Source organism: Chryseobacterium sp. PCH239, assembly GCF_018924625.1.
GTDB classification, from domain to species: Bacteria; Bacteroidota; Bacteroidia; order Flavobacteriales; family Weeksellaceae; genus Chryseobacterium; species Chryseobacterium cucumeris.
This window is the reverse complement of record NZ_CP073027.1, coordinates 2,293,237-2,306,041: the sequence shown is the minus strand read 5'-3', so window position 1 is coordinate 2,306,041 and position 12,805 is coordinate 2,293,237. Positions and strand designations below refer to the sequence as shown.

Genomic DNA, 12,805 nt, shown 5'->3' with positions numbered 1-12,805 from the left:
TCAGGCAAATTCATTCTGTTTAATAAGGTTTTCAATACAATATTCTGCAATAGCCGTAATAGTTACAAACGGATTCACACCAATGGTTCCCGGAATTAAAGATCCGTCCAGGACATAGAGATTTTCATGATCTTTGAGTTTTCCATATTCGTTGGTTGCTTCTCCTAAAACACACCCGCCAAGCGGATGATAGCAAATATCTGCTCCAAAACCATTATCGAAAAGAAGATGACTTCTGGTACCGCCATTGGCTTTATTCATTTTCCGGATAAAATATTGGGCATTTTCTTTCATTTTAACAGTATTGCTTTCGTTCCAATTCAATGTAAGAGACTGGCTGGCTTTATTGTATGTGACTTCACCTTTTTTCTCAACTCTGTTGATAAGCAGATACAAAGCGGTAGCGACATCCATTCCCATAGGCAAAGGAGCAATTTCTGTGAAAAACGGATGTTCAGGATCATCCCAGTTATCAATTCCTCCCACAGGGATAGTAGATTGCTTAGCTCCGGTGCCACCAGACAAAGGCTTCACCCAGTTTCGCCCCGTCATAAAATTTCCGTTATTTCCCCAGTTTTTACCAATCTTTTCATGGATGGGAAATCCGTTCTCTGCATGAGATTGTAACAGAAGTTGTAAAGTGCCCATTGTTCCTGCAGAAAGAATCAGTTTTTTACAGGTAAAGACTTTGTTAGTAAGCAAAGCACCTGAAGTATCAATCTGCTGGACATTCAATGTATAGCTTTTGTCATCATTCAAGTGAATGGTCTGGACACGATGAAGATCAAGGATTTCCAGATTTCCGGTTTCAAGGGCTTTTCTGAGATAGGTTTTATCTAAACTGTTTTTCCCGTGATTGTTTCCATAAATCACTTCAGTATTAAGAGCTGAACGGGGAACTTCATTCCGGAATTCTTTTTCCATGTATTTAAAGTCATACACATTGGGAACCCTTATTGTTTTAAAACCAGCTTTATGGGCTTCTTCTTCACCTACCCGGGTGAATTTATAATAAGGACAGTCTTTCAGAAACTGTTCGTCAATAACATTTACTTTTAGTTCTTCCTGTACCAGAGGAAAATAATGATTATAAAATTTTTCAGCATCAAGATCAGGAAAAACCTCTTTGAAATAGCTTTCTTTGGGAGTAACAGCCATTCCGCCGTTCACCAGAGAACCTCCGCCAACCCCTCTTCCTGCCCAGATTTTAATATGATCAAAATCCAGACGGTCCAATGTTCCGGTGAAAGGAGTTAGCGAAAAGATATTCATAAAAGGAGCAATGCTTTTGTTTTTCAGCCATGCAGAACTTTTTCCGGGTTTCAAAAGATTAGAAAATGGAATTCCTGCTTTTTCCCAGTTAAGACCCATCTCCAGCAGTACTACTTTTTTTCCGGCTTCACACAGGCGAAGGGCAGATACAGCACCTCCATATCCACTGCCAATAATAACAATCGGAACATCATGGTATTCAGTTATCTGATTGTTTCTTCTTTCTGCAGCATGAAATAATTCAGATTGAAGAAAATAAAATCCTGATATTGCCAGAGCACTGGTCTTTATGAAGCTTTTTCTGTCCATGAGCATTCTTTTTCAAAAAGTATGCTAGAGGTGAAGGTGCTTATTTTATTTATCACAGATTATATTTTTTATTACAATTTTAACTTTTGTTGGAATGAAAATTCATAGCTTTACTTATAATTTTTAAATTCATGAAAAAATATATCATACTCTTTCTACTGCTTCCACTATGGGGCTTTTCTCAAAAAAAGATATCAAAGGAAGAGAAAGAGGTCCAGAAATTTCAGAAAGAACTGAATGCGGAATACCTTAACCCAAAAGAGACTCCGTTAAGAGGTGATAATTTTAAAAATTTTAAAAAACATCCTTTCTTTCCTTTTGATGCTAAATACAGAATTACTGCGCAATTTGTAAAATCAGAAGATACAAAACCCTTTGATCTTCCTACATCTGCAGGAAAAACCAAGTCTTATCAGGAATATGGAAAAGCAACATTTACGCTGGATGGGAAACCTTATACCGTTACTTTATACCAAAGTCTGGACTTGATCAAACAGGAAAAATATAAAGACTATCTTTTCCTTCCGTTCCGTGATGCTACCAATGAAAAGGAAACCTACGGAGGAGGGAAATATATGGATCTTAAAATCCCGAAAGGAAATACCATTGTACTTGATTTTAATCAATCCTATCATCCTTTCTGTGCTTACAACGCTTATGATTACAATTGTCCTATTGTTCCGGAGGAAAATAAACTTCCAATAGAAATCCGTGCAGGGGTAATGTATGAAGATATTTACCATCACTAATACTATGATATATTTAGATTTCTTTAAACCGGAAGACCTTTCCGGAGTCAGTTATACTTTGGATGAAAATCAGATGAGGTTTACAGCGACTGCTCAGCAGGCCTTACAAAGCATCAGCGAACGGAATGATGATGACGCATTTCCAGTGACGATATTTCAAAATGATCTGCCTGTAGGTTTTTTTGTCCTTGATTTTGGAAAAGATAAATTAGATCTTACGGATAATGAGAATTCAGTTTTACTGCGTTCACTATCTGTGAATCCTCAACTGCAGGGAAAGGGAATTGGAAAAGTTGCTATGCAGGAAGTAGGTACTTTTGTCCAAAATCATTTCAAGACCTGCGATGAGATTGTACTGGCTGTCAACCAGAAAAATGAATCTGCTTACCATATTTATCTTCAGGCAGGATATATTTACGACGGTAAGACCAGAATTGGAAGAAGCGGACCTCAATACCTGATGTACAAAAAACTTTAATAAAATTTTAAAATCATAATTTTTTATCTGCTGATATCTTTCCATAACTTTGAGTAACATCAAATTACAAAACATGGAAATATCACTTCAAAATCAGGTGGCTGTAGTCACAGGAGCTTCCAGTGGAATCGGTTCAGGAATTGCAAAATCATTGGCGGCAGCAGGAGCAACAGTCATTGTTAATCATTCTTCGGAAAGATCTACAGAAGAAGCTAAAGCTGTTTTAAAAGAAATAACGGATGCCGGCGGTAAAGGAATAACCTACCAGTGTGATGTTTCCAAAGAGGATCAGGTTATCAGGATGTTTCAGGATGTTGTTTCTGAATTCCAAACGGTAGATATTCTGGTCAATAATGCAGGCATTCAAAAGGATTCAAAATTCACTGAAATGACTTTGGATCAATGGAATGCGGTCATAGGAGTCAACCTGACCGGACAATTTCTTTGTGCCAGAGAAGCTATTAAAGAATTTCTAAGAAGAGGAATCGACACTTCACGCTCTGTTGCCTGTGGGAAAATTATTCATATAAGTTCGGTCCATGAAATTATTCCGTGGGCAGGACATGCTAATTATGCTTCCAGTAAAGGGGCTGTAAGAATGCTGATGCAAACCCTTGCTCAAGAATATGGTGCCAACAAGATCCGTGTCAATTCCATTTGTCCCGGGGCTATTCAAACCCCTATTAATAAGAATGCGTGGGATACTCCGGAAGCCCTTAATTCTCTTCTGAACCTTATTCCTTATAACAGAATCGGACAACCGCAGGATATCGGAAACTTAGCTGCGTTCCTTGCCAGTGACCTTGCAGATTATATCACAGGAACAAGCATTTTCGTGGATGGTGGAATGACTACGTTTGAGAGTTTTTCTACCGGAGGATAAAGGAATTCGAAGTTCAAAGTTTAATGTTCAAGGTTTAAAGTTTTTGAGGTTGTTTTTAGAACTTGAAACGGAATTAAATATTACTCACTACTCATAATTATCGTTTATGTCGGAAAAACAGAGAATTTCAGATATTTCATGGAAAAAATGGGGGCCTTATGTCAGTAACCGTGAATGGGGCCTTGTTCGTGAGGACTACAGTGAAAACGGAGATGCATGGAATTATACCAATCATGAAACTGCAGAAGCCAAAACTTACCGTTGGGGTGAGGAAGGAATATGTGGCATCTGTGATGATCTCCAGAAGCTTGTATTTTCTTTAGGATTCTGGAATAAGAAAGATAAAATGGTCAAAGAACGATTCTTTGGTCTCACCAATGGTCAGGGAAATCACGGTGAAGATGTGAAAGAATATTATTACTATCTGGATTCCACACCTACCCATTCTTACATGAAAATGCTGTATAAATATCCTCAAAATGCTTTTCCTTATGAACAGCTTGTAAAAATAAATGCGGAAAGGGGAAAGGAGGAAGCTGAATATGAGTTGATTGATACAGGGATTTTTGATCACAATGAATACTTTGACATTTTTATTGAATATGCAAAAGAAAGTCAGAATGATATTCTTGTAAAACTAAAAATATTCAATAAATCTGAAAAAGAAGCGTCTCTCGTAATTCTTCCGACTATTTGGTTCAGAAATACCTGGAACTGGGGATATGATGATTATAAACCACAATTGTCTGCTGAAGATGCAGACCATATTAAAGTCAATCATCAGGATATCGAGGTTAAAAATGTATATGCAAAACAATCTTTAAAAACATTATTTTGTAATAATGAAACCAATAATGAAAGGCTTTACCAGTCTTCTAATGAGTCAAAATACTGTAAAGACGGGATCAATAATTTTGTGATGACGGGAAATTCCCAGTCTGTGAATCCCAAAAATGCAGGAACCAAAGCTTCTTTCTTTATTGATGAAGATTTTAAAGCGGGAGAATCAAAAATATTTGAATTCAGGCTTTCAGATAAAGATATAAGAGAACCTTTTAAAGATTTCGATATTCTTTTTAAACAAAGAGAAAAAGAAGCCGACGAGTTTTATGCAGAAATTCAGAAAGGAATTGCTTCGGAAGATGAAAAACTGGTTCAGAGACAGGCTTTTGCAGGAATGCTTTGGAATAAAATGTTTTACCATTACAATGTAGAAAAATGGCTGAAAGGTGATCCTTCCGAAATGCCTCCACCAAAGTCCCGCGAAACGATAAGAAACTACGACTGGAAGCATCTGAACAATGAGCATATCATTTCAATGCCTGATAAATGGGAATATCCATGGTATGCAACATGGGATCTGGCATTTCATACTATCAGCTTCTCCCTGATAGATCCGGATTTTGCAAAACATCAGCTGAAACTTTTCCTGTTTGAATGGTATATGCATCCCAACGGACAGCTGCCTGCATACGAATGGAACTTAAGTGATGTGAATCCACCTGTACATGCCTGGGCGGTTTTCAGAGTATTTAAAATTGATGAATATTTAAAAGATAAACCCGATCTGGAATTTCTGGAAAGCGCTTTCCAGAAGTTATTGATGAATTTTACATGGTGGGTTAATAAAAAAGACCTTAATGGCAATAATATCTTTGAAGGAGGATTTCTGGGACTTGATAATATTGGGGTTTTTGACCGGAATTCTGTTTTGCCCAACGGAGAACAGCTGGAGCAGTCCGATGGAACGAGCTGGATGGCTATGTTTGCCCTCAATATGATGAGAATTGCGCTGGAACTGGCTCTTTACAATAAGGTGTATGAAGAGATGGCTATGAAATTCTTTGAACATTTCCTGTCGATTGCCCATTCACTGGATAATATGGGTGATGAGAAATTCAGTCTTTGGGATGAACAGGATGAATTTTTCTATGATGCAATTACTTCCAGCGACGGAGCTCAGATGTATCTGAAGCTAAGGACTATTGTTGGATTAATTCCAATGTTTGCCGTTGAGGTTATCGATGATGAAATGATTGAAAACCTTCCCAATTTCAAGAAAAGAATGAAATGGGTACTGGATAATAAACCTGAACTGGCTTCTCTGGTTTCAAGATGGGAAGTGAAAGGGCAGGATTCCAAACACCTTTTATCTCTGCTTCGGGGACATCGTTTGAAAAGACTGTTAAACCGAATGTTGAATCCTGAGGAATTTCTCAGTGATTACGGAGTAAGAGCTTTATCCAAAGAATATGAAAGCAATCCTTACACATTAACATTGAATGATACGAATTACAGCGTAAAATATACACCTGCTGAAAGTGATAGCGGCCTTTTTGGAGGAAACAGCAACTGGCGCGGTCCCGTATGGTTTCCTATCAATTTCCTTATTATTGACAGTCTTCAGCGGTTTTTCTTTTATTATAGCCCGGATTTTTTGGTGGAATATCCTACGGGAAGTGGTAATTACTCAAACCTTGATCAGATTGCAGATGCTTTAAACAAGAGACTTGCGAAGATATTTTTAAAAGATGAAAACGGGAAACGCCCGGTTCATGGACAGTATGAAAGGTTTCAAACCGATCCTGATTTTAAAGATTATATTTTGTTCTATGAATATTTTCACGGAGACAACGGCCGTGGAGTAGGAGCTTCCCATCAGACTGGCTGGACAGGACTTATTGCTAAGATCCTTCAACCTAGATTTTCCAAAAAAGAAATGGCAGAATCCGAAACAGAAATGCCGGAAGATATTGGAAAAACAACAGGGAAGGAATAATATTATTTATTCAAATATCTGCTGTATGATTTCCAAAGAGGCTGGAGTTTTGAAATCCGTGATATGGTAATGATAGTATACTAAAAGACTGTCAAGGAAATCTTTTCTCAAGGAGGAATGGATTTTTGTGGCATAAAAATCTTCTGCACAAAGAGCTTCTTTCCATAGCATGGAAATTTCTTCATTGAAGAGCTGGTGACTTATTCCCAGTGAAAAAGTTCCGGTTTCCGGATCTAAAAACCTGCCTTCGCTCAATAAGGGTGCAACACCCTGAATTTTTAAAAAAGCCAGCAAAAACAGAAGATGCGCCTGATAATTTTTATTAGTCAGCTCGCAGATTAAATGATCAATACAGGAATAGATAGGAATATTTTTATTCTCATGTTTAAGAATATGACTCAGAAAATCTGAGATAAAGAAAATAACGGTATTGACTTTTATGTCTGTATAAATGTCATTGTTTTTTACCAGTTCAAACTTTGAAACAGACGGGATTCCGTTGCCACGTGATGGATTTACAGAAAAATTGAGCTGGCTCAACGGTTGAAGCAAGGCTTTCTTTTTATTCTTTTTGGAATAAATTCCCTTTAGAAAATAGCTCTGAAAACCTTCTTCTTCTGTAAAACAATGCAATACAGCATCATTTTCTCCATATTTGATAAATGAAAGTAAAAAACCGTTTTGTGAATTCATTAATTAACCACTCCTATTTTAGCGGTAGCTTTATCAGATCCGTCTTCATTCGTCATCAGGACAAAATAAATCCCTGAAGCTACTCTTGTTCCTTTCTGATTATTGAGATCCCATTCATAATATCCACCTCTTGCGACTGCAGAGTGAACTACATTACCTGCAGCATCTACAATTCTTATATTGGTTTTTTCTGCAAGACCTTTAATGGTTACTTTTCCTTTGAAATTAGAATAAACAACAGGGTTTGGATATACTACCACATCACCGAAATTGGAAGTTACATCTGCAACATCTCCCTGATACGTTACAATACCATTATATGTTACAAAATATACCTTACCTGTTTTTTTATCAACTTTTATATCGGTAACACTATTCGTAGGAAGAGGGGAATTTTCTTTTGTAAAATGCTTTATAGTTCTCTGACCGTCGGCGGAGAGGTAATAAACACCACCACCATCAACAGATACCCACTTATAGTCACCTGCATCTACTGCAATCTGAAGAATTGCGGATTCTCTGAAAAGCTCTTCCCCCAAACCATTCTGCTCTATAACTATAGGCTCTACTTTTGGCTGGGCGCTTTTTATTTCTGTTGCTGCGTTAGACATAATTCTTAGTCCTCCATCTGTCCCGATCCAGGCATCTCCAGACTTATCAAATGCTACCGATAAAATACCTCCTGAACTGTTAAATCCATTAGCCGTTCCCAGAATATAATCATTGTCATCAGAAAGATTAGTGGCATTTTTATAGTCATATACCCAGAAATTGTTAGATCTTGGCAGCGGAGTCCAAAGCATGTTTTCATGGTAAATAGTCTTTTGTATTCCATCACTGGCAAGAACTATTTTCTTGATAAGAAAATCATCAGCTGCTTTATCATAGATTCCTATAGAAGGGTTTCCATCATTGAATCCAAAAGAAACAAAAAGATTGTTTTGTGGGTCTACAGCAAAACCTACCGGACGTCTGAGGTAAGGCTGTGCTCCCAGATTATAATATTTACCAGTTCAAAATCTTTGCTTGTCGCATTATATTTCATCTTATACACCCCGTTATCCAGCATAGTATAATTGGTGAATAGTACTTCATTACTGTTATAAGGGCTTATAATAGCATCCAATACGTTGATGAAGATGGGGCGATTGGGATTACTTTTATTGAAAAATGAAGGATAAATCCACTCTGTACCATTGAAATAATAAAATCCTGGTTCTTGTGGCTGAATAAACGGATGGTTGTAGTTATTGGCTCTGGCACCAGAGGAAACCAGAAGCTGGTTGTTATCAAAAAGATTGATGTTATAAGCAAAATTGAAGTAAGGTCCGGAAGGTTTAAAAGTATTGTTACCTTCATCCTTAATTCCCGATAATACCGTTCCTCCTAAAATCTTTCCGCCAGCTGTTAATGCAGTATTACATTCTTCACCAAGGCTTACCGCATTTTGCGATACTCCATTGATTCCGTAAGTATATACTCTGTTATCTGTAACGACAATACTATTGGAGGTAATAACAACATCCCTGATTTTTTCAAAAGTAGTAGGAAGTTGTGTCGGGGTACCGTTGTTATAAATATAAGCTGTTGTAGCTGTTGAGTAAACCAATTCTGATTCTGAATCTATATGTTTGAATGCTCCTGGGGCTTCCGTTGTCCAGGTAGAATATACGGGAAACGTAGTATTCATTTGATGGCTTTTCAATCCTGTATCCGTTACAGAATATACTTTATTCCCGAATATCGTAGCTTCATTACTTGCCTGATAAACACCACCAGAAAGGAAAAATGCAGAGTCACCAAACTCTTTATTCTGAAGGTTGAATATGGAAACACCGTACCCAACAGAAATGACAGCCTGATTTCCGGTTATCGAAATGTGGTTAATCTTTTTATCTCCATTATATCCTGTAGCAATAGGAATATCAACAATATATTTGATCTCCTGTGGTGTAATAACATCCATAGATCCGTTTTCATAACCGATAAGCCCTGTTTTAGTCTGCGGATTGTAATCGAAAGCAGTAATTCCAATGTTGTGCAGGCCATTGGCTTTGGATAACTTCGTAATTTCTCCTGTTGATATTGTATAATAGAATATTCCGTTTTGAGTGGCTGCAATGATTTTTCCATTGTCTTCTTTCATGGCTAAGACATTATTGTAGGAAAACAGATCTGCCCACTTTTTGGATGAAATAACCTGAGCTTTTATTAGCTGCAGGGATGCTAAAATACCAAGAGAAATTATAGAGAGTTTTTTCATATTATGCGGTTATGCTGCTATCTATCACCTGATTGTTCCAGGAAATATGCTGTACGTTTTTGTTTGTATCAAAATAAAAATCTATTCTACCTAAAAGAAGACCTGCCCATCCCACCTGATTAACAAGGACATTTTTGCCCTGTCTGTTGGTAAAGGTCTGAGGTTCCGGTAAGAATGTATGAGTATGGCCTCCTAAAATAATATCAATATTTTCTGTATTGGCCGCTAAAATTTTATCACTTATTTTATCAGGTTCATCTTTGTAATCATAGCCGATGTGCGAAAGACAAATCACAAGATCACATTTCTTCTCTTTCTTTAGAAAATTTGAATAATGCTGTGCTACATCAATGGGGTTGGAGTAAACGGTTTCTCCGTACTGTTTTTTGCCTACAAGGCCATCCAGCTGGATTCCCACTCCGAAAATTCCTACTTTGATGCCATTCTTATTGAATATCTGGTAGGGAGAAGTTTTCCCGTCAAGAACAGTGTTTGTAAAATCATAATTGGAACAAATAAAAGGAAACTTCGCATTAGGAAGTACTTTTAAAAATCCATCAAGTCCATTATCGAAATCATGATTTCCCATGGTAGAGGCGTCATATTTCATCATAGACATTAATTTGAACTCCAGTTCTCCTCCGAAGAAATTAAAATAAGGAGTTCCCTGGAAAATATCTCCGGAATCAAGAAGAAGAACATTACTTTCCTGACTTCTGATCTGTTGGATTAAGCTTGCCCTCCTTGCAAAACCTCCCTGATTGGGATTTTTTGTATAGCTTGCATCAAAAGGCTCTATTCTGCTATGTTGGTCATTGGTATGTAGAATAGTCAGTTTATTTGCAGATTTTAAATTAAGAATTTTTAATTCCTCCGCCATCATCATATTGGGAGCCAAAGCCATTGCTAAAGATCCGCCTCCTATTGCTTTTAAAAAACTTTTTCTATCCATTATTACTTCCCGATAAAATTTAAACGAACATCCGAATTGACCATCACTTCAGGTGATTTTTTAAAATAATCAATAAATAAATCTCTCATTTTAATTCCTGTTGCAATGGATTCTCCTTTAGCAAAGAATTTCATATTGTCTCCTCCCAATGCAAGATAGTCTGAAGTCGCAATATAATAATCTTTAGCAGGATCTACTGTATTACCATTGATTAAGGCTTTGGTTACCTGTCCGTTTTTTGTTTCAATGTATAAATGAGAAACAGGATTGTTGACCTGCGTTTTTGCATAATACTCAAAAAGCCCCTGTAAATCTGCTCCCTTCATTTTCACAATCACTACTTCATTTTCGAAAGGCATTACTTCAAATACATTTTTAAGTAAAATATCTCCTTTTCCGATAGTGGTTCGGATTCCTCCGATATTGATCAATGCAGCATCTACATTTTGCTTAAGATGAGTTTTGATCCACTCATTACCTCCTTCAAACGTATAGTCAGCTAAAAGATTACCCAGATTGCTGTTATCGCCCTGTTTGGTAAGATCCACATTGGTGTGTGAGATCTTCTGGTTCATTTCTTTATCCAGTTTCTGCTTATACGGTTCGATAAATTTTACAAACTCCTCATCATTCTTTAGCTCATTATTAATAGAAATATTTTTCTGGGTCTTTACATTCACAAGCTGCGGCACAGAAGCCGTTTTGCATGCAGTAAGTGACACCAGAGCAATTCCTAATAACAAGAATTTATTTTTCATAATCTCTTTTAGTATATGCAAATATAACTATATGTATAATAAAACATTATTATTTATTACAAATTCTTACTGTAAATTATTAAATTTGGCAAAAATAATTCTAACAGATGAGCATTTTAAAAGGAGTAGGTGTTGCATTGGTAACGCCCTTTAATGAAGATTTATCCGTTGACTTCGACAGTTTAACAAAACTGGTGGAGTACAATATCGAAAACGGAACCAATTATTTAGTTGTATTGGGAACAACGGCAGAAGCCGCAACGCTTTCTGCAGAGGAGAAGAAACAGGTAATTGAGCACATCATTAAGGTGAATAATAAACGTCTTCCTTTAGTTTTGGGAATTGGCGGCAACGATACTCTTGAGGTCAAGAAACAGATTGAAGAAGCAGATCTTTCTGCGTTTGAAGCCGTACTTTCAGTATCTCCATATTATAATAAACCGAACCAGGAAGGTCTTTATCAACATTATAAAGCTTTAGCTTCCACAGGAAAAAATATTATTATTTATAACGTTCCGTCAAGAACAGGGCAAAATGTAGAAGCAGAGACTACGCTTCGTCTTGCAAAGGAATTTCCTAACTTATTCCTGATTAAGGAGGCTTCTCCTAACATTCTTCAGTATTTTGATATTCTGAGAAAGAAACCTGAAGGATTTTCTTTAGTTTCTGGAGATGATGAATATACATTACCTGTAACATTAGCTGGTGGAGATGGTGTAATTTCTGTAATCGGACAGGCGTATCCTAAAGAGTTTTCAACAATGGTACAGCTGGCTTTTGAGGGTAAGGTAAAGGAAGCTTATGATATTCATAACAAACTGGTAGATATTACCCGTTTGATTTTTGCTGAAGGTAATCCTTGTGGTATTAAAGTAATCCTGACCGAAAAAGGAATCATCAAAAATTATCTGAGACTTCCTTTGGTAAAGGCTTCAGAAGGTCTTCATGCAAAAATTAAAGCTGAAATGGCTACAATTTAATAATGAACCGGCAAAATGAATTTTAATTATGTTAAAACTCATGAGTCATCATTGAACAATATAAAGGGTGAAAAGCTTAGGCTTTTCACTTTTTTTAATCATCATAATACAACCAATCATGAAATTACAACAGGCAACAGCTGCAGACATCCCGTTGATTCAGGATCTTGCAAGACGATCATGGGAAAATGCCTATGCAGACATTCTTTCTAAAGAACAAATGGAGTTTATGCTCGCAGAAATGTATTCTGAAAATGAAATTTTACACCATTTTCAAAATCCGTATTATCATTATTATCTTATTCAGGATGAAAATAATAATACTTTTGAAGGCTTTATCGGATATGAGCACAACTATGCAGAGAAAACCACCAAACTGCACAGAATTTATCTGGTTCCTGAGAGTAAAGGAAAAGGATTTGGGAAAGGAGCACTTCAGTTTCTGAATGAGAAAGTTTCTGAAAACGGAAACAACAGAATTATCCTGAATGTCAATAAATACAATTCAGCCAGAAACTTCTACGAATCCCAGGGATATAAAGTGTATGACGAAGGTGTTTTTGATATTGGTAACGGTTTTGTGATGGATGATTTTCTTATGGAATATCTAATTCACAAATAAATGACTTAAAATTTTGTAACTTTATCCTGTAATTCTATAACAAGTGATTTCTTTTTTTGATTCATCT

12 protein-coding genes are annotated in these 12,805 nt (G+C 36.6%); 6 read left to right on the top strand and 6 right to left on the bottom strand.

Annotated elements, in window-relative coordinates; translation table 11 throughout:
* The gene (locus tag KBP46_RS10580) at nt 1-1,581 is read right to left on the bottom strand and encodes a GMC family oxidoreductase N-terminal domain-containing protein (RefSeq protein ID WP_216445341.1); all 1,581 of its coding nucleotides are present in this window, start codon (nt 1,579-1,581) and stop codon (nt 1-3) included.
* Between the two features lie 131 nt (nt 1,582-1,712).
* Between KBP46_RS10580 and KBP46_RS10575 the strand changes: the two genes are divergently transcribed.
* The 4 genes from KBP46_RS10575 (at nt 1,713) to KBP46_RS10560 (ending at nt 6,470) form a co-directional block, all read left to right on the top strand.
* Nucleotides 1,713-2,330 (top strand): DUF1684 domain-containing protein, encoded by a 618-nt coding sequence (locus KBP46_RS10575; protein WP_062675507.1) that lies wholly within the window; start codon nt 1,713-1,715, stop codon nt 2,328-2,330.
* Nucleotides 2,331-2,334: 4 nt separating this feature from the next.
* Complete coding sequence (locus KBP46_RS10570) at nt 2,335-2,808, top strand: N-acetyltransferase (RefSeq protein WP_062675506.1); 474 nt, start codon at nt 2,335-2,337, stop codon at nt 2,806-2,808.
* A 73-nt stretch (nt 2,809-2,881) separates the two neighbouring features.
* Nucleotides 2,882-3,691 (top strand): glucose 1-dehydrogenase, encoded by an 810-nt coding sequence (locus KBP46_RS10565; protein ID WP_062675505.1) that lies wholly within the window; start codon nt 2,882-2,884, stop codon nt 3,689-3,691.
* 106 nt (nt 3,692-3,797) lie between these two features.
* On the top strand, nt 3,798-6,470 hold the full coding sequence (locus KBP46_RS10560; protein WP_216445340.1) for a glucosidase: 2,673 nt from the start codon (nt 3,798-3,800) through the stop codon (nt 6,468-6,470).
* A gap of 6 nt (nt 6,471-6,476) precedes the next feature.
* On the opposite strand, the gene recO is transcribed toward KBP46_RS10560, so the two are convergent.
* The 5 genes from recO to KBP46_RS10540 form a co-directional block, all read right to left on the bottom strand.
* Entirely contained in the window at nt 6,477-7,163 is a 687-nt protein-coding gene (gene recO, locus KBP46_RS10555) for a DNA repair protein RecO (protein ID WP_120233432.1), read from the bottom strand.
* Entirely contained in the window at nt 7,163-7,966 is an 804-nt protein-coding gene (locus tag KBP46_RS23695; protein WP_253297263.1) for a T9SS type A sorting domain-containing protein, read from the bottom strand. The genes recO and KBP46_RS23695 overlap by 1 nt, the downstream gene beginning before the upstream one ends.
* A 158-nt stretch (nt 7,967-8,124) precedes the next feature.
* Complete coding sequence (locus KBP46_RS23690) at nt 8,125-9,426, bottom strand: hypothetical protein (RefSeq protein WP_253297262.1); 1,302 nt, start codon at nt 9,424-9,426, stop codon at nt 8,125-8,127.
* A 1-nt stretch (nt 9,427) separates the two neighbouring features.
* Nucleotides 9,428-10,378, bottom strand: coding sequence for a bifunctional UDP-sugar hydrolase/5'-nucleotidase (locus KBP46_RS10545; protein ID WP_062675502.1), 951 nt, complete (start codon nt 10,376-10,378; stop codon nt 9,428-9,430).
* Between the two features lie 2 nt (nt 10,379-10,380).
* Complete coding sequence (locus tag KBP46_RS10540; protein ID WP_216445339.1) at nt 10,381-11,136, bottom strand: 5'-nucleotidase C-terminal domain-containing protein; 756 nt, start codon at nt 11,134-11,136, stop codon at nt 10,381-10,383.
* 107 nt (nt 11,137-11,243) lie between these two features.
* Here KBP46_RS10540 and dapA point away from each other — a divergent pair, with 107 nt between their 5' ends.
* Both dapA and KBP46_RS10530 read left to right on the top strand, forming a co-directional pair.
* The gene (gene dapA, locus KBP46_RS10535; protein WP_216445338.1) at nt 11,244-12,116 is read left to right on the top strand and encodes a 4-hydroxy-tetrahydrodipicolinate synthase; all 873 of its coding nucleotides are present in this window, start codon (nt 11,244-11,246) and stop codon (nt 12,114-12,116) included.
* A 118-nt stretch (nt 12,117-12,234) separates the two neighbouring features.
* The gene (locus KBP46_RS10530; RefSeq protein ID WP_216445337.1) at nt 12,235-12,738 is read left to right on the top strand and encodes a GNAT family N-acetyltransferase; all 504 of its coding nucleotides are present in this window, start codon (nt 12,235-12,237) and stop codon (nt 12,736-12,738) included.
* Nucleotides 12,739-12,805: the final 67 nt, after the last annotated feature.